Annotated in this window: 21 protein-coding genes and 1 pseudogene; 18 read left to right on the forward strand and 4 right to left on the reverse strand. The window is 65.6% G+C overall.

Translation table 11 applies throughout. The features are described from left to right. Window positions 1–113: 113 nt before the first annotated feature. Window positions 114–248, forward strand: coding sequence for a hypothetical protein (locus ACQPYR_RS28910; protein ID WP_433622090.1), 135 nt, complete (start codon window positions 114–116; stop codon window positions 246–248). A 554-nt stretch (window positions 249–802) separates the two neighbouring features. On the opposite strand, the gene ACQPYR_RS28915 is transcribed toward ACQPYR_RS28910, so the two are convergent. Continuing rightward, window positions 803–1051: a hypothetical protein gene (locus ACQPYR_RS28915; protein ID WP_433635441.1), complete on the reverse strand. Its 249-nt coding sequence runs from the start codon at window positions 1049–1051 to the stop codon at window positions 803–805. Here ACQPYR_RS28915 and ACQPYR_RS28920 point away from each other — a divergent pair. Continuing rightward, window positions 1028–1472 (forward strand): annotated as a pseudogene (locus ACQPYR_RS28920) (transposase); the annotation flags it as partial. The gene ACQPYR_RS28915 and the pseudogene ACQPYR_RS28920 sit on opposite strands and share 24 nt — an antisense overlap. 1130 nt (window positions 1473–2602) lie before the next feature. Here ACQPYR_RS28920 and ACQPYR_RS28925 read toward each other — a convergent pair. Further along, the gene (locus tag ACQPYR_RS28925; protein ID WP_433622091.1) at window positions 2603–3190 is read right to left on the reverse strand and encodes a hypothetical protein; all 588 of its coding nucleotides are present in this window, start codon (window positions 3188–3190) and stop codon (window positions 2603–2605) included. Window positions 3191–3923: 733 nt separating this feature from the next. Here ACQPYR_RS28925 and ACQPYR_RS28930 point away from each other — a divergent pair. The 10 genes from ACQPYR_RS28930 to ACQPYR_RS28975 all read left to right on the forward strand — a co-directional run bounded on the left by ACQPYR_RS28930 (window position 3924) and on the right by ACQPYR_RS28975 (window position 11704). Further along, on the forward strand, window positions 3924–4712 hold the full coding sequence (locus ACQPYR_RS28930; protein WP_433622092.1) for a hypothetical protein: 789 nt from the start codon (window positions 3924–3926) through the stop codon (window positions 4710–4712). 119 nt (window positions 4713–4831) lie between these two features. Further along, window positions 4832–5488: a hypothetical protein gene (locus ACQPYR_RS28935; protein ID WP_433622093.1), complete on the forward strand. Its 657-nt coding sequence runs from the start codon at window positions 4832–4834 to the stop codon at window positions 5486–5488. Window positions 5489–5581: 93 nt separating this feature from the next. After that, window positions 5582–6787 carry a hypothetical protein gene (locus ACQPYR_RS28940; protein WP_433622094.1) on the forward strand — a complete coding sequence of 402 codons (1206 nt, stop codon included), beginning with the start codon at window positions 5582–5584 and terminating at the stop codon, window positions 6785–6787. Then, the gene (locus ACQPYR_RS28945; RefSeq protein ID WP_433622095.1) at window positions 6775–7533 is read left to right on the forward strand and encodes a class II glutamine amidotransferase; all 759 of its coding nucleotides are present in this window, start codon (window positions 6775–6777) and stop codon (window positions 7531–7533) included. The genes ACQPYR_RS28940 and ACQPYR_RS28945 overlap by 13 nt, the downstream gene beginning before the upstream one ends. A 450-nt stretch (window positions 7534–7983) precedes the next feature. Beyond that, a complete protein-coding gene (locus tag ACQPYR_RS28950) occupies window positions 7984–8286 on the forward strand; it encodes a hypothetical protein (RefSeq protein WP_433622096.1) in 303 nt (100 codons plus the stop codon). Beyond that, the gene (locus ACQPYR_RS28955) at window positions 8283–8534 is read left to right on the forward strand and encodes a hypothetical protein (protein WP_433622097.1); all 252 of its coding nucleotides are present in this window, start codon (window positions 8283–8285) and stop codon (window positions 8532–8534) included. The genes ACQPYR_RS28950 and ACQPYR_RS28955 overlap by 4 nt, the downstream gene beginning before the upstream one ends. Then, window positions 8524–9024, forward strand: coding sequence for a hypothetical protein (locus ACQPYR_RS28960; protein WP_433622098.1), 501 nt, complete (start codon window positions 8524–8526; stop codon window positions 9022–9024). Before ACQPYR_RS28955 ends, ACQPYR_RS28960 begins: the two co-directional genes overlap by 11 nt. Continuing rightward, window positions 9021–9269 (forward strand): hypothetical protein, encoded by a 249-nt coding sequence (locus tag ACQPYR_RS28965; protein WP_433622099.1) that lies wholly within the window; start codon window positions 9021–9023, stop codon window positions 9267–9269. The genes ACQPYR_RS28960 and ACQPYR_RS28965 overlap by 4 nt, the downstream gene beginning before the upstream one ends. Window positions 9270–9271: 2 nt before the next feature. Continuing rightward, entirely contained in the window at window positions 9272–9988 is a 717-nt protein-coding gene (locus tag ACQPYR_RS28970; RefSeq protein ID WP_433622100.1) for a hypothetical protein, read from the forward strand. A 525-nt stretch (window positions 9989–10513) separates the two neighbouring features. Further along, window positions 10514–11704, forward strand: a complete 1191-nt coding sequence (locus tag ACQPYR_RS28975; protein ID WP_433622101.1) for a DUF4192 domain-containing protein — start codon at window positions 10514–10516, stop codon at window positions 11702–11704. Between the two features lie 100 nt (window positions 11705–11804). Here ACQPYR_RS28975 and ACQPYR_RS28980 read toward each other — a convergent pair whose 3' ends face one another. Then, complete coding sequence (locus ACQPYR_RS28980) at window positions 11805–11981, reverse strand: DUF6374 family protein (protein WP_433622102.1); 177 nt, start codon at window positions 11979–11981, stop codon at window positions 11805–11807. Window positions 11982–12390: 409 nt separating this feature from the next. Between ACQPYR_RS28980 and dprA the strand changes: the two genes are divergently transcribed. The 5 genes from dprA to ACQPYR_RS29005 all read left to right on the forward strand — a co-directional run bounded on the left by dprA (window position 12391) and on the right by ACQPYR_RS29005 (window position 17588). Beyond that, window positions 12391–13287 (forward strand): DNA-processing protein DprA, encoded by an 897-nt coding sequence (dprA, locus tag ACQPYR_RS28985; RefSeq protein WP_433622103.1) that lies wholly within the window; start codon window positions 12391–12393, stop codon window positions 13285–13287. 177 nt (window positions 13288–13464) lie between these two features. Then, window positions 13465–13692, forward strand: coding sequence for a hypothetical protein (locus ACQPYR_RS28990; RefSeq protein ID WP_433622104.1), 228 nt, complete (start codon window positions 13465–13467; stop codon window positions 13690–13692). Between the two features lie 104 nt (window positions 13693–13796). Continuing rightward, on the forward strand, window positions 13797–15437 hold the full coding sequence (locus ACQPYR_RS28995; RefSeq protein ID WP_433622105.1) for a hypothetical protein: 1641 nt from the start codon (window positions 13797–13799) through the stop codon (window positions 15435–15437). Window positions 15438–15550: 113 nt separating this feature from the next. Continuing rightward, window positions 15551–16039, forward strand: coding sequence for a single-stranded DNA-binding protein (locus ACQPYR_RS29000; RefSeq protein ID WP_433622106.1), 489 nt, complete (start codon window positions 15551–15553; stop codon window positions 16037–16039). Between the two features lie 343 nt (window positions 16040–16382). Further along, window positions 16383–17588: a hypothetical protein gene (locus ACQPYR_RS29005; protein ID WP_433622107.1), complete on the forward strand. Its 1206-nt coding sequence runs from the start codon at window positions 16383–16385 to the stop codon at window positions 17586–17588. Between the two features lie 33 nt (window positions 17589–17621). Here ACQPYR_RS29005 and ACQPYR_RS29010 read toward each other — a convergent pair whose 3' ends face one another. Further along, window positions 17622–17861, reverse strand: a complete 240-nt coding sequence (locus tag ACQPYR_RS29010; protein WP_433622108.1) for a hypothetical protein — start codon at window positions 17859–17861, stop codon at window positions 17622–17624. Window positions 17862–18212: 351 nt separating this feature from the next. Between ACQPYR_RS29010 and mobF the strand changes: the two genes are divergently transcribed. After that, window positions 18213–23822 (forward strand): MobF family relaxase, encoded by a 5610-nt coding sequence (gene mobF / locus ACQPYR_RS29015; protein ID WP_433622109.1) that lies wholly within the window; start codon window positions 18213–18215, stop codon window positions 23820–23822. The last annotated feature ends 169 nt before the right edge of the window (window positions 23823–23991 follow it).

Raw genomic sequence — 23991 nt, forward strand, 5'->3', positions numbered from 1 at the left:
CGGACGCATAACGCGGCGAGCCAACGCGGTATAGCCCCTGACCAGGGGTAACGCGAACCCTGGACCGCACCAGGCCGCCGGAAAACGGCCAAACCGCAAGGGAGGCAACCGAAATGCGCGCAAAGCCGCGTCATATTCACATCGAGAGCGGTGCCCTGAAGCTCGACTACCGGCCCATTGGCGAACAGGTCCAAAGCGTCGCGGACGAGCTGACCAGCGGCGGCTACGCCAACCTGCACTGGTGGTGACCATCGACGACAGCGTTCCCGAGAATCTGCTGGTGCCCTGCGCCGGGCTGTGGGAGTGAGCATCACAGGGAGAAACCATCAATGACGTCAAATCCAGGGCAGCACAGAACATTTGTCCAGGCCGATGGCAAGCTGGCCGAGTTTATGTGCCAGGTGTCCTTGATGGAGCTATCCGTCGAACGCGCCCGAGAGCTTCGACGCATCCACAGGTTCCATCACCCGGACGAATGTCTGGTGCACCTGGAGGCAGCGTATCTGCTGCTTATGAATGAAGACGACTGCTGATCGAATGTCGACATCTCGTCATGATCATTTGGCCAATGCCGGAATTCAACCAAGGCCAGCTTCTAGGCCAAGCAGTTGCACACCTCGATCGTAGCGGTCATCCGAGGTCAATGTACGCCTCGCTGGGCACCCCCCCCAGGCTTTGCGGCCCGTTGGAAGGGGGAGCCTGTGGCATCGGCAATCCCGCCTCCGCACCCAAGGTCCTTGTCGCCGACTGCGCTGGCGGTTCCATTGGAGTGGGTGCCAAATAAGGAGTGGTTGAACCCGACTCAGAGGGACTCGTGCACGAGGCTCGAAGCCCAGTCGCGGATCTCGGCGATTACCGCCTGAGGCCGCGGCGCCGTCGAGTACACGCGAATCTCGGTGTACCTGGGATGAACAATACCCAGTGCGGAGAGGTCGTCCTCACGCAGGCGCACTACCAAGTACCCAGCCGCGAGCAAATCGAGGCTCTTGCGTTCGTCGACGAGCATTTTCGCGGGTGCACGGTGCCAATACGCACCGTCGTACTCGATCACCAGAGTCTGTCGGACCAACTCGCGTCGCGAGCCCGGATCTGCTGCGCAACATGATGTCCACGTTCATCCAGGCGCGGATGAGCGCTGAATCCGACCCGATGTGCGCGGCGCCGGTTACGGTGAACGCTCCGAAGAGCGGTTCAACTCCCGAAACGGCTACCGCCACCGCGACTTCGACACCCGCGTCGGCACCCTCGACGCGGCCATCCCCAAGCTGCGGTCCGGGTCGTATTTCCCGGACTGGCTGCACGAGCGCCGCAAACGCGCCGAACGGGCTCTGACCAGCGTGGTGTCGACCTGCTACCTGCCCGGAGTCTCCACCCGCCGCATGGAGCGCCTTGTCGAATCGCTCGATGTGACAAAGCTTTCCAAGTCTCAGGTCTCGATCATGGCCGCCGAGCTCGACGCCCAGGTCGAGGCGCTCGACCAGCCCCAAACCGCCCGGGGCCGGCGGGTCGATGCGAGACAAAGAGATCCACCAACGATCCGGGTCGAGAACGAGCCATCAACCACTCACACGACCACCAGCCCCATCTACTTGGACACACGAGAGGGACGACCGATGAACCATCGCATCGCCAGGACCCGACGCGCCGATGGCCACCCCCCCGACATCTGACCGCTCGCCATGTTCCATATAAGGAGCTTTCGCCGCAGCATCGGACATCACAAGAGACGCCGTTGCACAGCAGACGTCACCGCCGCGCGACTACGTCGGGAGGGGACGTAAGCATGGACATCGACATCTCCTGTCCCGCTTGCGGGCGCACGGATTGGGTCCAAGCCGTGCCCGCGGTCCGCGCCACCGGAGTCCGGACCGTCACCGGCACCGACTACTACTCCGGCGTCGGGATCGCTTCCAGCGGCTTCGTCCCGGTCGTCGGCTCCGCGACGATCGAACGCACCCAGACATCGAATCTCGCTGCAGCGCTTCCACTAGCACCGGCGCAACGAACCTCGGGCCGACTCGTTGCACTGGGTTTGCTGATGTCGATTCCATTCTTCGGTGCCATCGGTCCGGCGATCTATTCACTGACCGAGCGACCACCAGGAGCCAGCGAGCCGACCCTGTGGGCAACCGCTGTCGCAGTAGGAGTGGCGGTGGCGTTCCTCGTGGTCTTCGCAATCCCTTCGGTGATCGCGTTCGGAACTGCGATCCGGCGGGCTCGGCGAAGCGGCCGCATCTCTCGAGGGCTACCTGCCGCGCGCGCTGTGTGGAGTGCGGGCCAGTATTGCCATGGGTGTGGTCTGTGCTTCTGGCCGTACTCACCTGCCCCGAATGTGCCTGCTCGGAAGGCGATGCCTCCGCATAATTTCACGTGGGTCGTGTGGAATTCCGGTGGCTACGCCAACATCTGACGGCTGACAATGCGTAGCTGCCCCGTCTGGGCTGGAGGAGCCAGCGGGATGCATTCGTGGAAGCCAATCCCGCCGCATAGACGACATCGGGCTGGTTCTGCCACATCTCACGGCGTGTCTGTAGCTACCGCTCAAGTTTCCTGTCTATTCGCTCTGGTATCCGCGTAAACGTTGGCCACAGCGTCCCCAGTGTTATCCAAGCTCAGTGGATTCCCGGATTTCGCCGGTCGGCGGTGTCTCGCTGCCCTGGAAGACCTTTCGAGCTGTATCAGTTGCCGATCGCGTGGGTTCTAGCCCGACGATCGGCCCTCCCTCGGTGCGCTGATCGGCGATATCGGGCTTCCGTCGGTCGCCGGTTGAGCCGAGGAGTGTTGCACTTGTCTTCGCGGCGTCATTGGCGGCAGCTATCAGCTGGCGGGCCTGCTTCGGCGTAATTTCGAGCAGATCGGCGACATCGTCGTCGGTGTTGCCTTGTTCACGGATTGCCGCGGCGGCGCGTGCTTGCCGTTGTCGGTGCTCGCTGATTTCGGTGGCCGCTTGCTCCTTCGCCGCCGCTATCTGCTGATGCAGCGCGGCGATTCTGTCATCACGTGCTTGCTCGATGTTCGTGATCTGCTGCCAGGCGGTGATGTACTGCTTGACTGCTCCGCTGACAGCTTGTTCGCGTTTGCGGGCGGCGTCGCGGCGATCGCGGATTCGCGCTCGTGAGCGTCGAAGTCGTTCGGCGGCTTCGGGTGAGCGCGTGCTGCGGGCACGACGGGGTGTGGTGTTGTCGTTCATGCCGATTCCTGACCGGCCGATCCGCGCGTCAGTCCCCAACCTGCAGGATACGCGCCGATCGTCGGTGATGGATCTTGCCTTCTGCCATCTCGTCGCTGAATCTGTGCGCCGCCCGATCAGCTACCTCCTGGTATGGCTGCACTGACCAACTCCGTTCTGATTCTGCGTCTTTCGATTCGCGCAGGGACTGCCAGCGAGACATCTCGTTTGTCCCCGACGTTCCGCCATCTGCCAGCAAGTAGCTGAAATCTCCCACTGCGAACGCCAGGTCCGAGCACGCGCCCGGGCCTGGCGTTCTTTCGTATCCGGAAGGTGTTGAGCCATGCCCGAATCTCCTCCCTCGCCAGTGCGGTGCGTCGTGTGTCGCACCACAGATGCCGGTGGCCGGTTCCCCGTTCAGGATCAATGGGTTTGCCACCGCTGTGTGCCGGATCTGCCGCGCTGCGATGGCTGCCGTCACCGTGTTGTCACTGTGAACGACACCGCAGAGGAGTACCGGCTGTGCGGGCGGTGTACCGCCGGGTGGGTCGGTTGCGTGTCGTGTCGTCGTTTGACCGCGCCGTACCAGCGCACCGATTCCGGGGAGGTGGTGTGTGGGCGTTGCGCGGAGGTGTTCTTCGACCTGTGCACCAGCTGCAGCCGATTCAGCGCTACCAGCCGTTACCTCTCCGGTGGCGGCCGTGTCTGTAGTCGATGTGCCGAGCATTACTCGAGCTGCCGTAGTTGCGGCACCTTGACGCGTGTCGGCGGGGATTGCGATAGCTGTGATCACCGGCATCATGTCTGGAATTACAGCTACAAGCCCGATCCGCGCTTTCACGGGAACGGACCGCTGTATCTGGGGATGGAACTGGAAATCGTTGTTCCCGAACATTACTACCGGCGATGCGTCACGCTCGCGGGCGATCGCCTCGGGTCTTTGGGGTATCTAAAGCGTGATTCCTCGATCGAGCCCGGCGGGTTCGAGTTGGTTACTCATCCGATGTCGTATGAGTACGCGATCGGCGAGTTCCCGTGGACGTTGCTGGGGCAGCTCGCGGAGTTGGGATGCGAGACCGATACCGGTGTCGGGCTGCATGTACATGCCAGCCGTGATGGATTCGCGTCTTCGGCGCACATCTATCGATGGATGAAGATGCTGTACCGCAACGAGTCCGCGGTCACCACGATCGCCCGCCGCCGCTCGCATTACGCGCCGTTCGATCAGCGAGCCCGGGCAAAGGTCAAAGACACTGCCAAAGACCCGCTGCACGCGTTGGGGTTGAGCCGGTATCAAGCAATCAACCCATACCCGCGAAAAACCTTGGAGCTCAGGGTTTTCGCGAGCTCGCTCGATGTTCAGCAGGTGCAGGCGGCGTTGGCGTTCACCGCCGCCTCGATCGACTACACCCGCGGCTTGCGTGTCGCTGATGTTCGGGCCGGGGCGTGGGAATGGTCGCGCTTCGCCGCCTGGGTCACCGAACACAGCGACCTCTACCAGCCGCTGCTGGCGGAGATGGAGGACCTGTCGTGTGCTTGCTGACCTATTTCCCACCCGGCACCCCACCGGATCCGACCGCCTTATCGATCGGGGCGAGGGTGAACCCGCACGGTCACGGATTCGCCGTCATCGCCGGAACCCGCATCATCACCGGCCACGGCATGGACGCCACCGCGGTGATCGACCACTTCACCGCCGTCCGCAAACGCTACCCGCGATGCGCGGCACTGTTTCACTCCCGCTACGCCACCCACGGCGACCGCTGCGTGGACAACTGCCATCCATTCCGTCTGGGCGGTGACGCGCGAACAGTGCTGGCGCACAACGGCACTTTGCCCAAACGGGTGCATCCGGGCCCCTATGATCCGCGCTCGGATACTCGCATCGCCGCCGAGGAATACCTGCCGAGTGCGCCGTTCGGTTCGATCGACACCCGCCATGGCGCGGGTGGTCTGCGATCGTGGCTGGGCAGCAGCAAGCTGGTCATCCTCACTGTCGATCCCGTCTACCGCCACAGCGCCTACCTCTTCAGTGAATCCGCGGGCCGCTGGGATGGCGGCATCTGGTACTCCAACACCAGCTACCAGCCACCAGCGCCGCGCCGTCCGGTTCGCCGCGTTTTGTGCCGGTCCTGTCTGAACGTCGACTTCGACCGAAAAAGCCGCTATTGCACCCGGTGCGGCTGGTGCTTCGACTGCGACACCGTGTTCCCCAACTGCGAGTGCGCCGGGAGCCACCGTGCAGGCGGCCCCCCACCCCAGCGCGGCGGGCTTGTCTTGACTTCCTCCGCCTCGCACCAGCCGCGGAGGTCGCCGTGAGCCCTATCTTCCGCTGATTTGTCCCCGAGAACCCGCGCCCAGCGACTTCCGCTGCGTGCGGGTTCTTTCCATTTCACCGAAAGGTCTTGTGTCATGCCCGCATCCGTTGTGGCCGACTCAACGTGCTCGCAATGTGCCGATCCCCTCCCGCCTGGCAACCTCACCACGACCCTCGATGGCGAATGCCTGTGCGTCTCGTGCGTCGAAGACCTGTCGGTGTGCGTCGAATGCGGCGGGCACACCCGCAGCCCGCACCTCACCAGCGACGACACTCTGCTGTGCGCCCGGTGTATGTCCGGATGGGAGCGCTGCGATGACTGCCACACCTACAGCCGCGCCACCACAACGGCGGTCGGTGCCCGCGAGATCTGTGGCAACTGCGTCAGCGACTACCAAACCTGCGACGACTGCGCCCGGCTGTGCACCGACACCTACGGCGTCCAAGGCGGAAACCGGGTCTGCGACACCTGCCTCGACGAGGACTACCGCGAATGCGCCGAATGCTTCGACCTCATCCCCTACCACGACACCTACTGCCAGGACTGCACCCGCCCCGGCCACCCCGCGATCCACGGCTACGACTACAAACCCCCTCCCCACTTCCACGGCACCGGCCCGCTGTTCCTCGGGCTCGAACTCGAAATCAAAACCCCCACAGACCATTTCAATGATGCGGTCGACACCGCGCTCGCCCACATCGGCGACCTCGCCTACCTCAAGGAGGACTCCTCGATCAGCCCGTGCGGGTTCGAGCTCGTCACCCACCCCATGTCGTATGAGTACGCGCAGACGCAATTCCCGTGGGGGTTGCTGGCGCGGCTGCGGTTGCTGGGCTGCTACACCGACAGCGACGTCGGTATCCACGTCCATGTCTCGCGTGAGGGGTTCGACTCTTCCGCCCACGTCTACCGGTGGCTGAAATTCGTCTACCGCAACCAGACTCCGGTCACCATCTTGGCGCGCCGATCCTCCAGCTGGGCCGAATTCTCCCCGCACGCACGCTCGAACGTGCTGGCCTTCGCCAAGGGCGAGCGTAGCGCGGCCCGCTATCACGCCATCAACGTGCGCCCCGAGCACACCTTCGAACTACGCATCTTCGCTAGCTCCCTCCAGCCGCGGCAGGTGCAAGCCGCCGTGGCCTTCGCCGCCGCGTCCGTGGAATACACGCGCTCTCTGACCGCAGCCGATATCGCGCGCCGCCGCGGCTGGGAATGGAACGCCTTCACCACCTGGCTGCGTGGTCGCCCGCAGTATTCACCGCTTCTCGCCGAACTGGAGGACCTGGCATGTGCATCCTGACCTTCGTCAAACCCGGCATCAACCCCAACCTCGACGCCCTGCGCGGTGGCGCACTCGCCAACCCCCACGGCCACGGCTACGCCATGATCACCGGCAACACCATCACCGTCGGCCACGGCCTCGACGCCGAGGCGGTGATCACCGAATTCGCTGCCCTCCGGCAGCAGTACCCCGACGGGGCGGCGTTGTTCCACTCCCGCCTAGCCACCCACGGGCAACGAACGGTCGACAACTGTCACCCCTTCCTGGTCGGTGGCGATGAACGAACGGTGCTCGCGCACAACGGGATCCTGCCCCAGATCGTGCACCCCGCCCCCGGTGATCCGCGCTCGGACACCCGCATCGCCGCCGAGGAGTTCCTGCCACGGCACCCGTTCGGGTCGCTGGATTCCTGGGCCGGGCGCCAACAGCTCGAACGCTGGCTCGGCTCGGACAAGATGGTGCTGCTCACCGTCGACCCCGCCTACAAGGACACCGCCTACATCTTCAACGAACACCGCGGGCACTGGGACCAGGGCAGCTGGTACTCCAACCACACCTACCTGCCCGCACTGTGGGCCAGCGATACCACCGACTACTGGGGCTACTGCACCGAATGCGGCGAATTCAACGACGACCCCACCGGCCCGCACTGCATCGCCTGCGGGTTCTGCGCCGACTGCCTGCGCGTGTTCCCCCAATGCGAATGCCCCTCCTACGACGGCGAGGAACGCTACGCCGACCTCTTCGACCTCAAAACTGCCTGAACCCCAACACATCCACTCACACACCGTCGAGCTCGCGGTGACGACTCCCCGACGAAAGGCGCGAATTCACGTGAGACACAGACCCAATCCAGCAGACACCGCGACGCGACTACGCCATATCCACGTTCACCCGATCATAGCCACCACCGACGCCGTGGTCGGGCGGCTGATCTACCAGGGCAATAGCCTTCAGAAGGGTTGGTATCACACTGATTTCGGCTCCGCTGCGGCCGCTGGCCGCGCTGCGGCGCTGACCGCACCGCATCGCTCCCGCACGGTTGGTGATCTCGCTCGGTGGTTCGGCGTGAATGAGCCACTTCTATGACCGGCCCGTGGCTACCGGCCTAGATCGAGGCCGAAGGCGAGTTCCTGGCCTGCGTACTCAAAGCCATCGACAGCTGGTTCGCCGACACCGCCAATCTCTATGAGCTCCACCATGCACGCGAACTCGTGCGCGGTCGTCTCCTCGCCCTCGACACCGCCGGACCTCGCGCTGCCGACCCCGCGCCTGATCCGGTTGTCGAGGTCATCGGGACCGAACTGCACCGGCTGCGCCGCCGCGATTCCATCGCCACGATCGTGACCCGCGGGGGCTACCTACACGAGCAGATGCGGATCAGTGCCGTGCACCGCCACCACACTGTCCTGCACCGCCATCCCGACGAGCCCGGGGTCCTGCTCCCTTTGGCCTTCATCGAATCCGTGGCCGCCGCTGGCGTGGCCGAAACTTGTAGAGAGGAAGTGAATTCGTGAACAGCGCTTCGGCTTCGTCCCGTGCCGACATCATCGCCGAGTTATCGCGTGCCGTGCCCGCCTACTTCGATACGAGCCGTCGCATGGTCGCCGTGGGGGCCACCCCAGTTCTCAGTGATGACGCGCGCACCATTCTGGCTGCCGTACTCACCGAACACCACGACCTCGACACCAGGCTGTGGAGTTTGCATGGCACGCTCACGACAGCACCAGGCCCCAGACATCTCGGTGGCACCGATGGGCGCTGAACTTCACGCCTACACCGCGCGGCTGCGCACTGATCCGCGGTATGAGCCCTGTCTGCCCGAGGACGCCCGCACGGTCGAGGGCGTCGTAGTCGCCGGATATCACGCCGCGTTCGCCGCGCCCCCACGCCCGGCCATCGCCGTCGCGGTGTTCGGCGGGCTCGATCTCGCACGTTCTGGTCCGGCGGCGGTGATGGCGCTGGTGCGGGTCGAGCACGCCAGCCAGGTCATCACCGTCAACGATGACGGCAGCAGCCGAATCCACTGGGAAACCAACACATTCGGACAACTTTCCACCGGAATCAGCTGGTATCTCGCGCCCGCCGAACTCGCCTCCGACGGCCGACGAGTGATCGCCGATGGTCGTTGGGCCGCCGGTGGCCGTCAAGCAGTGCTCCCTCACTCGGTGACCGTCTTCGTTCCTGGAGCACCCCCGGTGGTCGATGTCCACGACCACGACCCGCGCACCGGCCGCCGCTGGGTGCCGGCGTGATCAGCAGCGGCGAAGACATGCTGGCCTGGATCGAAACCAACCTCCCCGAGCTGGACGAGGACCGGTTCGGGCCCTGGCAAGCAGTACCCGCGACCCCCGACGCGCGCACGGCCCACATATCTGTGCGCATCCACAGTCCCGGAACTGCTGACCGCACCACCACCATCACTCTGTCCGCGGCCCCGATCGACCTCATGCCCGGCGCGCCGCGCGACTTCCCGGCGCCACAACCAGATTCGAGGTGAGGATGTCCGATTCCCAGACTCCGCGCCGCACACGCACCCCGACGCAACCTCCGGTGCCGATGCGGTTGATGCACGCGCCCAGCGCCCACGGGCTCGTGGTTCCGTTCATCACATTGGCGCATCACGATCGCAACCAGCCGGTGTGGGGAGCGCTCGATCCCGTCCGTCGACTGCGCGCCTTCACCGGCAAGCTGTGCCAGGTGTGTGGTGAACCCCTGCAGGTGTACGGCGAACCGTTCGGTGACCGGGTCGTGCTGTATCTGCGGCCCAGCGATTACCTGCGGGGAATCGCTGTCGAGCCTGGCGTCCATCCCGAATGCGGACGCTATTCCCAGCGCGCATGCCCGACGCTGGCTGGACGCAGCCCCCGCTACAACCCGACATCCCTCGGCGAACGCCTTACCCGCTGTGCCGACCCCGACTGCGGCTGCGCCCACTGGGCCGTGACCGAAGACGCACCCACGACACCCTCGCGGGAAGGTCAGCCCGCCGAAGCCTGGTATCAGGCATGGCTGACGCTGTCGGACTACACCATCGTCTCCGACCCCGGCGACAACACCACCGCACCCGCGCTCGGTGTCGACATCCGCAACGCCCGCCTATTGAAACTGCGCAAGATCCGCGACGCCACCCCCACCGACACCGGTGACCGGCCGATGGATCTGCTCGCCGCGCTCGTCGCCGCACGCGAACTCTTCAGCGACGCAAGCCATTTGTAGTGAACCCACCGATCCGGCTCGCACACTCTCGTTCACGGCTGTGTCTGGCCGACAGCACCGAAACCGGTGTGCCGGTGAACAACCAGCCACTGTCCCCGAATTGCTGCTGCACGCGTTGACCCATCACCGGTAACCGTCCGCCATCACAAGCGCCGCGCAGCGCTTCGAGGTCATGCGCGAACTCGCTCGACGGTGTCACCAGGCCAGAAACCTCGTGGCCGATCCAGAACCCCCTGGCAGACAACGGATGCCGCCGCGAACAAGCCCGATCCCCCGCTACCAGGAAATGATCTGCGCTCATCTCGGGTCCGTGGGCGACTGTGCCGTCGTATCCATGCACAACGATCTGATCGCCTCCGCTCGATCAGCGTTCGAGTCTCCGCGCAGCAGCGGGCGGCCTCATCTCCTCGGTTCTGTCCTCAGCGCCGACGTCATGGCCGTACCCCGCCGTGCGCCGGTCATCGCACATCCATCCATGACCACCAGAGCCCGTGAGCCATCGACGAAAGGTAGGGACGAAATCCTATGTCCGACAATACCGATGACGATGCCCAGTCCCAGTCCATCGACTCGGGGATCTCCGATCCGGGTGACCGTACCAAGCAGTCTTTCTCGGCGGGTGCGTTGCACGTGGGCGATCCCGGCGAATTGATCGTGGCGGTGCCCGCGATGGTCGGGTTCGTGCCCGAACGCTCACTCGTAGTCACGCTACTGCGGAATGCGCCCGACCCCGACGGCGCTCCGACCATCGACACGGTGGCGCGCTTCGATCTGTACGTCGACAACGAGCGACCGGCCTCAGCGGCGGCCTACGCCGAGGCCGTCGCCCGGATCTGCGCCATGGACGGCTCGGGCGAGGTACTGGCGGTGATCGTCGATGATCGAGCACTGCCACCACACCCGGTCCCCGACCGGCACCAGAAAGGTGCGGGAGGCCACGCCGGGCTGATCGAGGCATTCGCGCAGCGGCTCGCAGACCAACACGTGCTGCTGGCCGGGGCGTGGGCTGTGCGATCGATCCAAGCGAACGAACCATGGTGGAGCCTGCTCGATGCCAACCACCATGGGACGTTGCCGGATCCGGCAGCCTCGATGGTGACCGCCGCGCATGTGTTCCACGGGCGACCGATCCGGCCCACACGCTCGCAGCTGACCAATCTACTCACCCCCGACACCGAGCTGACCGCCCAAGTCGCCGGGCACCTCGAGCAGTCCGTGGCAGCGGCGCACGACCGGTACACCGCAGCCGTCCGTTCTGGCGATTCCGACGCCTATCACCGGCACACGCTCGAGCGGATGCTGTGGCAGATCGCCGATACCGACTCCGGCACGAACCCTACTGCGCGCGAATTCGCTGACCTGGCTGTGGCACTGCGGGATCGAGTCGTGCGCGACGCCCTGTTCGGGCTCGCCGTAGGTGAGCATGCCGACGCCGCCGAACGCCTGTGGCTGGCGCTCTCGCAATTGGTATCGGGCACCGATCGTGCCAATGCCGCAACGCTTCTCGGGTTCAGCGCCTACGTCCGCGGTGAGGGCACTCTGGCAGGCATCGCTGTGCAGGCTGCCCGTGACGCCGACCCGAACCATTCCATGGCGATCCTGTTGGCGACCTGTCTGACCACCGGGATGCGACCCGAGACCGTGCGCCGCCTTGCTCACTGCGGTCTCGGCATCGCCGCCGACCTCGGCATCGACCTCGGACCGGACACACACTGACCCGGCCGCCCCAATCAGTTGCCAGAGACCGACCCCGGGCAGGCGCTGACAGCTTCGTTGCGGCACCTCCGTTCAGCCGCTGTCGGGCGCGGGCGACTCGTCAGAGGCGTGGCCGTGTCTCCTCGGCGTAGATCCGCATCCCCTCTGACACCTTGCGCGCCGCGTGCTCGAGCTGATCGGGCGTCAGATGTTTGCCGAACGCTGCGGCGTCGAGCAGCTGTTCACGGACCTGATCCAGATTCGTCCACGCCCTGTCCAACCGAGAGAGTTCGGGCATGAACGCGACGATACCGCACATCGAACATATGTGCTAACCAAGTGTTCGCCGTGGCATCCGACGCGTTCGACATCCTCGGCCGCGCAGCAGCTCGGCGACAGCGCTGTCGAGATGGCGTGACCGATGACCCGCGTCAGCCGGCCGCGGTGGCGTCAGACGACAGCATCAGGCTGCTCGGTCCCCGCCGAGCTGGTCTACGCGCGTGGATGCGCGGTGTTACTGCGTTGTCGTCGACTTCGGCATCGATACCGACTGGCCCCGAGAGCTACGCGCGGTCGACCGGCCCCGAAGTTCCAACTCGCTACACCGCCCCGCAGCCGCTGTCACTGTCCCCGATGACTGGAGGTCCGATGTATCGCTGTGCGTCCCAACCTGATCCAGCTCTCGCCTACCTCATGGTGGTGGGCTGATGTCAGATACCAGGCAACTGATGTGGGCCATCCTCGCCCGCGCGGCGTTGACCGCGCCGATTCCTGTCCGGGGATTGATCGACAGGGTCGGGGCCGAGCAGGCCACCGACATGCTCACCACTGGTGACTCTGCGCTGCGGGGTCACGGCGATCTTCGGGATGCGGCGCGTCGTGATCTCGATCGTGCCGCCTCGGTCGAGGTCCGCCTGCTCACCCCCGACGACGCGGACTGGCCCAGGCCGCGGCTGGCCGACCTGTACGCCGAGCATGTCGAGTCGAGCGCACCGGTCGCGTTGTGGTTACGCGGCCACGCCCGGCTGGACACCTTCGCCCAGTCCACCATCGGCATGATCGGAGCACGGGCGGTCAGCGACTACGGCCGCCACGTCACTGCCGATATCGCCGGAGAGCTCGCTTCGCGCGGTTGGACGATCTGCAGCGGCGGCGCGTACGGGGTCGATGCCGCCGCGCACCGCGCCGCCCTCGCACATTCCGGGACCACGATCGCGGTCCTGGCGACCGGGGTGGATCGCGCCTACCCGAGCCCGCATGCGGGCCTGTTCGACGATATCGCCGCGACCGGACTGCTCGTCAGCGAATACCCACCGCAGACCGCGCCGTCGAAATCGCAGTTTCTGGCACGGAATCGACTCGTTGCCGCGCTGACGCGCGGGCTGGTGGTCACCGAGGCCGGACTGGCCGGTGGGACCCGTAACACCGTGCGGTGGGCCAACCGACTCGCGCGCCCGGTGTTCGCGGTACCGGGCCCGGTCTACTCCGCGTCCTCGGCGGGCTGTCACGCGATGATCCGCGACGGCGAGGCCGAGCTGGTCACCACCACGACCCAGATCCTCGATGCCCTCACCAGCTCGGCCGACCACGCGACCGAGTCGTAGCTACCGATGGCCTGATCACCACCGGCCGCGCCATCCATGACCACCGCACGACCAACCCTGCTGCCGAACCCGGATCGGCTGCAGCGCAACACTTTCGGATCGTCTCCGATCCCAGCCCACACCTACAGATGTGTGGGCACCACTGAAACCACTGCTTCCCGACAAAGGAGTTCCCCTATGCCCGCCGTAGATACCCTTACCCGCAGCGAATACCAGCGGTTGCAGTACACCGGCTCGGCCGGACCCACCCCGGCGATCGAGGACTCAGCTGTGCTGGATCGCTGGCGCGCCGAGTTCCCGGACTGGCGCGGCAAGTACTGGTCGTTCCTCGCCGACGAGCGGGGAGTGCTGCGGCTGCGCCCGATCAACGTCGCCGCTCGCCAACCCGCCGCGACCGCAGCCTGACTCTGCCGCGCGTCGCCCGTATCTCGCAGTCCTCTCACCGTTTTCGACGGGACAGCCCACTACTCGTGGTGGGCTGTCCCGCCGCCTGTTTGTCAGGAGTATTGATGTCCGACACCGAAATCCTCACCGCCGCAGCGGTCCCTGACTCCGACGCCAGCGAGCCCGACGCCCGACATGACACCGCCGACGAGATTCGCGTGCGTGCCGATCTGCCCGCGATCGAGGCGGTGTGGATGCGGCCCGACGACATCGCGATCGCGGAGAATGTTCGCGCGACGTTCCGTATCGATGACCATCCCGCGCAGGTTGCCTCGATCAAGGAACGCGGTGTCAGGGATCCGATCAACGCTACTCGCGAGGCCGATGGTTCTGTGCAGGCCGATGACGGTCAGGTCCGCATCCTGATCGCCCGTGAGGTCGGGACGCCGTGGATCCCGGTGTTCATCACCGCCGGGCCGGTGGGACTCAGCGACAACGAGCGTCGCATCGAGCGCACTCTCGATCAGATCAATTTCAACGAGCGCCGGATCCCGCTTACCAAGGCCGACTACGCCGCGGGTGTCGCGTTGATGCTCGACCTGGGGGCGAACGTGACGCGGGTGGCGAAGGGTTTGCAGACCGGGCGAGAACAGGTCAAAGCCCAAGCCAAGATCGCCGCGTCGGCGACCGCCACCGCGCTGCTGGATTCCGATCAGTTCGGTCTCGATGAGCTCGCGGTCATCGGCCACTACGAAACCCTCGGCGACACCGACGCCGTGCAACGACTAACCCGCTGCACGCGGACCGGCTTCACGATCGAGGTCAAACGGATCCTGGCCGAGCGCGCCGCCCAACGCAACCGACTGCAAGCCGCACTTCCCTACGCCGCACACGGATTCGGCATCCTGGCCGCCGAGCCCGACACCAGCGGTCCCGACACGGACTACATCCCCGCCGAGCTGCTCACCACCATCGACGGACACCCGGTCACCTTCGAACACATCAACACCGACCCGACCCGGTGGGTGGTGTATCTGCACATCGAGGCCAACGGGCAGCTCGTCGAGAAAACCAGCGGCGCGGTCATCGACCCCGACACCGTCGACCCGAACACCCACAACAACACCGACGCGGCCCCCGAACCGGGTCTGGTCCACGCCGATCAGGTCGAGTGGCGTGATCGATGGGTGCCGTTCTGCTACCTGGCCGCCGATCAGTTGCCCGACAGCGGCCTCCAGGTGCCGACCGCCACAGGCGGCGCCTCGGCCGATAGCGGCGATGATTCAGCCGCAGTCGCGGCCGAACGTGATCAGGCCCGCAAAGACCGCGCCCAGGAGAACGAGCTCAACATCCGGGGTGAGGCCGCGGGCGAACGCCGCGACGGCACGCTGATCAAGTTCGTGTCCCGGCGCACTCCGCACAATCTGGCCGCCGCGTTCGTGGCCGAGTCCATCGCCCACGAACTCGACACCGTCCATCTACGAAAGGTGCTGCACCTTCTCGGGGTCGGCGGCACCCGCGAAGCACTCATCAAGGCCATCACCTCCGCGACTCCAGCGCGAGCGTGGGTGATCGTCACGGCCATGATCGTGGCCAAACACGAAACCGACCTCGATAAGTCCTTGTGGCGCAACCACACCGCCGCGACCGAACGGTACCTGCATTTCCTCGCAGAGGCCGCCGCCGGACTCGACTTCGCCCTCGACGACGTCGAACTCGCCGCAGCAGGCGACATCGACTACCGCGACATCGACATCGCCGCCTAACGCCTGCCCGATCAACGGGCACCGCGTCACCGGGCGACATCTCATGGTCAGCGGCGATGCCGAGGACAGTAGCCCGATTCCTATTCTCGCCAACAACATTCGAAGGAGAAGCCATGGCTGGCGATACGACACTCACCGTGATCGGAAATCTCACCGCCGACCCCACATTGGCCCTGACGCCATCGGGCGTACCCGTCGCCCATTTCACGGTTGCCTCGACACCACGCTACCGCGACGCCACCACCAACGAGTGGACCGACGGCGAGGCGCTGTTCCTGCGCTGCAACGTCTGGCGCGAGGCTGCCGAGCACGCCATGGAGTCGCTTAGTCGCGGGGCGCGCGTGCTCGTGTCCGGGCGGCTCAAGCAGCGCAGCTACCAAACCGCCGAGGGCGAGAACCGCACGGTCGTCGAGCTCGAGGCTGACGAGGTCGCAGCCTCGTTGCGCTTCGCCACCGCCAAGATCACCAAGACCACCCGGCGCGCGGGCTGGAACAGCGACACCCGCACGACCGCTTGGGCCAACTCCGATGACCCGTGGGCGGCGACCTCGCGTGGACCCGCGCTCGCCGGTGTCGGAACAGGTGAAGAGCCCGGCTTCTGACCAGACACTCCCCGATCCCGGGTCGGGGTGGGTGAGAGGGAGGTCATCGAGCGGGTAGGGATGTCCGTCCCGCCGGTCGTCCAGCCCGAACGAGGGCTACCAGACCGTCACCCGACACCGCGGGGCCCGCGCCCGGCACCACCGAATTTCGCTTGCGCCCGGCAGCAAGGCGGCGGTCGGGGTTCGAAATTCGGTGGTGCACGCCCCGGCGCCGTTCCCCACCGCGCCGTGCGCCGTCCCGGTCGAAGCGCCCTCAGGCTGGCCGCCCGGCCAGCCGACCATCCCTGTGGAATGTCACGTCCACGTGGGTTGGGTCGTCTCCGCTCGCACGAAGGGAAATCCGTTGATCCGCATTGAATCCCAGTCCTTCCTCGACGCGATCGCTCACATCCACTGGCATCTCGAAGCCGGTCGCCACGACGACGCCCGCGACGCATTCGAGTACGCCCTCACCGAACTCGCCACCGGCGAGGACCTTGACCGCCTCACCCGAGTGGCTGACACCTTCACCCACAATCCCTACGTGATCGCGCGCGCCTCCCTGCGGTCACAGTGGCGACGGTCCGATCCGAACCTGCGCGCATGGCTCGACATGTTCGTCACCCGCACCGACCCCGGCCTGTATCGCCCCATCGAGCAGCAACCCCAATGGATCACGACCGTCCCGCTCGTCGCCGCCGAGTCCAGTGCCCGGCGAATCCTCGCCACCAACGACAAACCGACGCTGAAACGCACACCCTCAACCGCAACCACCATCGCCGCCAAACGCGCCCGCCGACAGCCCGAACACATCGCGGCAATCAAATCCAAGCGCCGCCCCGTAACCGAGCCACGCATCGTCACCGACTACATCCGCACCCGGTTCCTCCTCGACACCGACCCCGCCCACGACGCGTCGATGTGGGATCGCACCTACCTGCGTCAGATCGTCGACCAAGTCCGCGTCGAGCGCGACCGCGCCGGTGCCCACACACGCGAGGACTTCGACGCCGATGCGATCGCCCGCGCCCGAACCGGTCTCGACATCCGCGACGACGACCGCCCCGCCTTCCTCGCCAACGGCAACGGCCTCGACTACGACCGCACCACACTGCCTCCGCTACAGGGCTGGGTGTGTGTCTACTGCTTCGGCGAACGCGCCTGCAGCGACCACTTCATCACCGACACCAACGGCCAACGCCTCAGCGACGACGGCCTCTGCCAGCACTGCCGCGACAACGACCGCACCGGAATCCCCTCCCTCCCCGCGGGTTTCACCCTCGCTGACGAGGTCGTCGCCTACTGCCAGCACCTCACCGACCACTACCCCGCCGCCGCACCCGCACTGCTACACGCCCTGCAGCAACGCTCGACACGGATCGTGTCCGGTCTGGTCATGGCATTCCTCGACCGAGGACTCCAACCCTCGGCACCAGGCACACCGATCACCGCACTGACTCCGGTGCAATTGCGCACGGGACGATGCTGCTCCTGCTACGCCCACCCACGCGACATCGACATCGACGACCTCTGCGGCGACTGCCGAAACCGCTACCCCGTCGCCGCCTGACTTCACACCTTGACCTGTTCACCCGGCCCGCAGTCAGCGGGTCCGCCATGACCGGTCCGCCGCGGTACCCACTCCCGCGGCGGACCGGACCACCACGCTCACACACCGATCGAACGGAGACTGCTCGTGTACGAAACCCTGCACAGCATCTCCACCTACTTCCTCCTCTTCACCGGCATTTACATCACCGCCCTCGTCCTCGGTCACGTCGTCGAGCACTACTTCGATCCCGCCGACCAACCTGCGCCCGCCCTCACCATCTGCACTTGCCACTGCCCATCCGCCAGGACGCGGACGCGCGGCGATAGCGGGTCACCCAACCGATCGGCAGGCAGCAGTCCGCATCCAGCGAACTGCCGATCCTTACCCATCAATCAGCCCCCACCACTACACTTCCCGCAATGCCATGACCCGCATCGCTCACCCCTTTCCCACACCACCACCCACCGACCTAGCGCCACCACTCGCACCCCAATCCCTTCCTCTTCACCCATTCACAGCAAGCACACCTCTTGCATCCACGGGATAACAATTCGGTAACGACCAGGGTTTTGCTTGATTTGACGAAAAAATAGTCAAATCCACCCCCTGGCGTAAATGGCCGGGTGGGTGCTTGATGGATATATGACCGCGACGATTCATAAAGTCGTGGCAGGCAATGGGTATCAATATTATCTACGTAATGTCGCCGCGAATGATGTTTCGGCTCGAGGCCGTTCCAGCCTCGCCGACTATTACTCCGCTCATGGGGAAGCTCCGGGCTGCTGGCATGGCACGGGCCTGGCCGCGTTGGGCCTGCAACCGGGTGAGGAAGTCACCGAAGAGCAGATGAAATCCCTGTTCGGACTGGGCCGCCACCCGAACGCTACAGCGATCGAAAACGCCATGTATGACGACCAGATTCGTCTCGGTGTGGAGCACAAAGATGCGGCACAAGCCGCTGATCGCGCGTCGCGTTTAGGCAACCCGTTTCGGGTTTATGCAGAGGTTTCCGAATTCCGTAAACGGTGCGCGGAGGCGTTCGCCCGACACAATAATTCGCGCAGGAAGGACCCCTGCGACGCTATTCCCGATGACGAACGTGCGAAAATTCGTACCCGTGTGGCGTTCGAAATGTTCTGCGAAACCTACGATCGCGCACCATTGAGCGCGCGGGAATTGTCGGGGTGGGTGGCACGAAACTCGCGCCCGAACACCGTCGCGGTCGCGGGTTTCGATATCACTTTCTCGCCCGTCAAGAGCGTCTCGGTGCTGTGGGCGCTGGCGCCACGCGCGGTCGCGGAGAAGGTCGAGGCTGCCCACCATGCCGCGGTCGATGATGCTCTGCGCTGGTTGGAGCAGCACGCGATCTTCACTCGGTTGGGCCGCAACGGGATCCGCCAGGTGGATGTCGACGGGATTGTGGCTGCCCGGTTTGTGCATCGTGACAGCAGAGCAGGCGACCCTGATCTCCACACGCATGCGCTGATCGCCAACCGTTGCCGTACCGGCGATGGGCGGTGGCGCACCCTCGATGGCACCGCGATCTACCGGGCGGTGGTCACCGTGTCGGAGATCTACAACACCCGCCTGGAACACCACCTCGAGGACTTGGTGGGTGTGGAGTTCGCCGAACGCGCCACCACCGATCCGTCCAAGCGTCCGATCCGTGAAATCGTCTGCATCCCAACACCGTTGATCGAGGCGTGGTCGCGGCGCGAAGCCGCGATCAAAGAGCGTGTTGGGGAACTCGCCGCACGGTTCCAGCAGCGGTTCGACCGCGAACCGATCCCCACCGAAATGTATGACCTGGCACAGCAGGCCACCCTCGAAACCCGACCGCCCAGACACCATTTGCGGTCGCTGGCCGAGCAGCGCGGCACCTGGCGCTCGCAGGCGATGGCACTGCTCGGCGGCCGCGACGCGCTATCGTCGATGATCGTCGCGGTCTTGAATCCCGTGCGGCCCCAGCGTGTTGCGGTGACCACCGGGTGGATCAACCGGACCGCGCAGCGGGTCATCGAGGTGGTTTCCGAGCACCGCTCCACCTGGCAGGCCACCAATCTGCGTGCCGAAATCGAACGCCAACTCCGCGGCCACGTGCGAGGTCAGGACTGGGAACAAGCCGCCGAAGCAGTGCTAGCCGAAACACTGTCACCTGAGCATGTGATCGCGCGCGGTGACCCAGATCTGGCCGATGAACCCGAATTACACGCAGTTCCAGCGTTGTTGCGGCGCCGCGACGGCACCAGCGTCTACACCGGCGCCGGTGCACAGATCTACACCTCTGCTCGGATGTTGTCGATCGAACAGCAGCTGATCGAAATGTCGGTGCAGCCCGGCGCACGCCAACTCTCATCGGATCTCGTCGCGGCGGCGGTGCGCCGGTACAACGACGCGAACCCGGATCAGCGGCTCAATGCCGGACAGGTCAGCGTGATCGATGGCTTCGCCTCGTCGAGTCTGCGGGTGCGAACGACCAACGCTCCGGCGGGAACGGGCAAGACCACCGCGATGGCGGTGCTCACCGACGCCTGGCATTCCAGTGGCGGTCAGGTCCTCGGGTTGGCGCCGACTGCGGCGGCGGCCGCGGAGTTGGGCAAGGCGATCGGCGCCCGGGTGGAGACCGTCGACAAGGTCCTCGACGTCCTGGCCCGCCACACACCCAGCCGTGACAGCCACGCCTTCGACCGCGAGCAGCCGCCGTCGCTGCCGCAATGGATCCTCGATATCGACGCCGACACGTTGGTGATCGTCGATGAGCACGTCAAGATCGGCAATCTCAAACGCCTTCGGCTGCTGCGTTTTCTGACCGACCGTGGCGCGACGGTCCGCTGTATCGGTGACCCGCGTCAGCTCGCGTCGATCGAGGCCGGCGGCGCGGACGCCGATATGGACGCGGCCTCACCTGAGGCAACCATGACCCTCACTCACGTCGTGCGGTTCGCCTCGAACGCGGAAGCGACCGCGAGTTTGCAGCTACGCGAGGGAGATCCGGCCGCGCTGGGCTGGTATCTGGACAACGGCCGAATCCACGCCGGACATTCCGGAGCCACGCACGATGACGCCTACACCGCATGGATCACCGACCACCGCGCGGGCCGCGACACCATCATGCTCGCCGCTACACACGACATTGTCACCGAACTCAACGCTCGCGCTCGCGCCGACCGCATCACCCGCAACGGCGGTGGCGTGGGCGCGGAATGCGTTCTCGCCGACGGCCTGCGGGCCTCGATCGGGGACACAATTCGCACCCGCCGCAACAACCGACGGCTGCGACTCGGTACCAACGATTGGGTCCGCAACGGCTACGCCTGGACCGTCACCGCCGTGCATGCGGACGGAAGTCTGACCGCCACCCATGTCGGCTCGAACGAAAAACACGGTCACAGTGTGCGCCTTCCGACGGATTATGTGACCGCGTATGTGCGCCTTGGTTACGCGACAACGATCGATTCCGCGCAGGGGATCACCGCTGATTCGTGTCATGTTGCGCTCACCGGGGGCGAGACTTTGCGACAGCTTTATGTCGCGCTCACGCGCGGAATTCACGCCAACCACGTCTACGTGCCGACCGCGTTGGATGGTTCCGAAGGCTCGTTCTGGTCCGAACCCGCCGTCTATCCGCGCACCGCTGTCGAGGTTTTGCTGCGCATTTTCGGGCGCGACGGCGCGCAAAAATCGGCGCACACCATGCTGCGCGATGCCCTGGATCCGCACCAGCGGATCGGTCGCGCGCTCGATATCTACCTCGACGCGCTCGGTGTTGCCGCCGAAAACGCCCTCGGCGCCGATGGTCTCGACCGCCTCGACGCGGCCGCGGAAGCGATACACCCGAACCTCATTGACAGCCCCGCCTACCCCGTCCTGCGTCAGCACTTGGCGATGATCGCGCTGTCGGGGCGTGACCCGATCACCGCGCTACTCACCGCCGCCGACGCCCGCGAACTCGACACCGCCGATGACGTTGCCGCCGTCCTCGACTGGCGCCTGGATCCATCCGGCGCCCACTCCACCGCCAACGCACCGCTCCCCTGGGCGACCGGGATCCCGCGCGGACTGCGCGCGGAGCGCGACTCCACCCAACTCGCTGCCCGTGCTCGTATCGTCACCGACCTCGCCACCCAGATCCGTGATGATGTCCAGACCTGGACGCCCGCGTCCGCTCCGCACTGGGCGCGCCCACTGATCGGATCGGCCCAAGGACTGCTCGAAGACCTCGCCGTGTGGCGAGCCTCCCTGCATATCGGCGACCACGATCCGCGCCCCACCGGACCACCCCGCTACACCGTGGGCGAACGCGAACACCAACACCTACTCGACGCACACGTCGCCGACGCCCTCGGCGATATCCATCTGCCCGCCAACAAATGGGCGCCGCTGATCACACAGCTGCAACCCCGCATCCTCACCGATCCCTGGTGGCCGATCCTCGCCGACAAGATCGAGATCGCCCACCGATCCGGAATCGACATCGAAACCCGACTGATCGATGCCGCGGCACTCCGGGCGTTGCCCGACGACATGCCCGCCGCGGCCCTGTGGTCGCGACTCGAGCTCGAACTCGTCGCCGCCGAGGTCACCGACACCGGCAACCTCACCCCTGACTGGACCAACGAACTCCACCAGATCGTCGGCGAGGACACCGCGCACCGCGTTATCAACGACCCCGCCTGGCCGCGCCTGGTCGCCGCGATCGACCGCGCCACCGGCACCAACTGGACTCCCGCCGAACTGCTGACCACCGCATACGAACTCATCCTCGCCGCCCAACCCGACGACGCCACCAACCTCCGCCCCGACCAATACGCCAACGCCCTCACCTGGCGCATCGACGCGCTCCTCCACCAACCCACCCACCCCAACTCTCACCCGTCCCCGGAACACACCATGCATCCACCGGAGCACCACCCAGACCCCGAACCGCACGATCCTCCACACCGCGACACCACCGCACCATCGACCCCACACGAACCGATCCGGCCACCGGAGATCACCACCAGTGCTGAAATCACACTGTCCGACAGCGCCGCCATGATCGCCGCATTGATCCAAACCGGTGACATGGCAGCGGCGCGGCGCGTCTTTCACGACCTCGCCGACGCCCTCACCGACGAGCAACGAGACATCATCGAACACGTCGGCACCACCCTCTACCGCAACCACTTCCGCGTCGCCGTCGCGCGACTACGGTGGGCCGCCGACCAATACCCCCAACACCGCGCACTCATCCACGCCTGCACACCCACCAGCGACCTACACGTCTACCGACCCGCGACCGAAGACATCCCAGCACCGGACCGGCACGTCCAGCACCGGCACGCGGCACGCGATAACCCCGGCCGTTTCGACCACACGCCACAGCAGCCACGACGCACCGACCCCGATATCGCGGCTGCACGCGACCACCAGGACTACCTCGACACCCGCGCCGACGTCGACACCGACCCCGAACACCTACCCAAACCCGACGGTGTCCCGCACGGCTACTACCGCGAAAAACTGTGGGAAGACCGCTATCTCGACTCCGAGGCACCCGACTACGACCGCCAAACAGCCCGCAACACCCACGCCCTGCCGTGTGTGTCCTGCGGCATCGGACGCGCCGTCACCGACAGCGCACCGATTCCGCCACGCCGCAGCGACGACGGACTCTGCGGGGAATGCCGCACCGACAACCAACCCGCCATCCCCGACCACCCACCCACCGAGTACATCCGCGCCCGCTGCGACCACATCGCCAATACCCACCCACCAAACACCATCCTGGGCCTACTCAAACGCGACTGGCGCGCCGCATGCACCCTCGCCGAACGCCTCGCCATCACCACCTGGGTCGAACAGCATCTCCTGCCCGACCCCCTAACCGAGCCATCAGCACCACCGTCCGAGGATCTCCTCGACGTGTCCGATCCGGTGCAGATGCTTACCGACGACCAACTCGCTCAAGCCATCACCGATGTCAGCCTGCGCATCGACCTCGCCGACACCGAATCCGTCCTCTACGGGCCCGCGCCCGGCACCGGGTCCGCGGACACGACAGCTGTCGACACCACCACCTGGCTGCACAACGAACTCATCGACCTCAACACCGAACAACACCGCCGCACCCAACTCACACCCGAACAAACCACCGCCGAACACGCCCTACGCGCACGCCACCACCACGACAACACCACCGAAGACCCCACAGAATTCGAGCCCGGCCCGATCCTCGATCCCTCCCTCGGCTACGACGACCTCGGGCTGTAGACATAAGCAGCGACGACATCGAATGCGACAGCCCCACGGCACTACCCACCGGACGGACCTCGCGTATAGACGGTCATTGACCTGCTCCTGGTGATGGCCGGTGTTCGTTGTGCCCCGACGCGTGTGTTCCCGGCCAGCGCACCGCTCCTGGTCCAGGTCCGGCACAAAC

The organism is Nocardia sp. CA-120079 (genome assembly GCF_050955745.1).
Lineage (GTDB): Bacteria > Actinomycetota > Actinomycetes > Mycobacteriales > Mycobacteriaceae > Nocardia.

What these genes read in the sequence shown, in the direction of transcription:
- ACQPYR_RS28940 (WP_433622094.1), top strand. Translation starts at nt 5,582, where the DNA reads ATGCCCGCATCCGTTGTGGCCGACTCAACGTGCTCGCAATGTGCCGAT.
- ACQPYR_RS28975 (WP_433622101.1), top strand. Translation starts at nt 10,514, where the DNA reads ATGTCCGACAATACCGATGACGATGCCCAGTCCCAGTCCATCGACTCG.
- ACQPYR_RS28980 (WP_433622102.1), bottom strand. Translation starts at nt 11,981, where the DNA reads ATGCCCGAACTCTCTCGGTTGGACAGGGCGTGGACGAATCTGGATCAG.
- ACQPYR_RS29000 (WP_433622106.1), top strand. Translation starts at nt 15,551, where the DNA reads ATGGCTGGCGATACGACACTCACCGTGATCGGAAATCTCACCGCCGAC.
- ACQPYR_RS28925 (WP_433622091.1), bottom strand. Translation starts at nt 3,190, where the DNA reads ATGAACGACAACACCACACCCCGTCGTGCCCGCAGCACGCGCTCACCC.
- ACQPYR_RS28945 (WP_433622095.1), top strand. Translation starts at nt 6,775, where the DNA reads ATGTGCATCCTGACCTTCGTCAAACCCGGCATCAACCCCAACCTCGAC.
- ACQPYR_RS28935 (WP_433622093.1), top strand. Translation starts at nt 4,832, where the DNA reads ATGGACGCCACCGCGGTGATCGACCACTTCACCGCCGTCCGCAAACGC.
- dprA (WP_433622103.1), top strand. Translation starts at nt 12,391, where the DNA reads ATGTCAGATACCAGGCAACTGATGTGGGCCATCCTCGCCCGCGCGGCG.
- ACQPYR_RS28910 (WP_433622090.1), top strand. Translation starts at nt 114, where the DNA reads ATGCGCGCAAAGCCGCGTCATATTCACATCGAGAGCGGTGCCCTGAAG.
- ACQPYR_RS28995 (WP_433622105.1), top strand. Translation starts at nt 13,797, where the DNA reads ATGTCCGACACCGAAATCCTCACCGCCGCAGCGGTCCCTGACTCCGAC.
- ACQPYR_RS28990 (WP_433622104.1), top strand. Translation starts at nt 13,465, where the DNA reads ATGCCCGCCGTAGATACCCTTACCCGCAGCGAATACCAGCGGTTGCAG.
- ACQPYR_RS28960 (WP_433622098.1), top strand. Translation starts at nt 8,524, where the DNA reads ATGGGCGCTGAACTTCACGCCTACACCGCGCGGCTGCGCACTGATCCG.
- ACQPYR_RS28970 (WP_433622100.1), top strand. Translation starts at nt 9,272, where the DNA reads ATGTCCGATTCCCAGACTCCGCGCCGCACACGCACCCCGACGCAACCT.
- mobF (WP_433622109.1), top strand. Translation starts at nt 18,213, where the DNA reads ATGACCGCGACGATTCATAAAGTCGTGGCAGGCAATGGGTATCAATAT.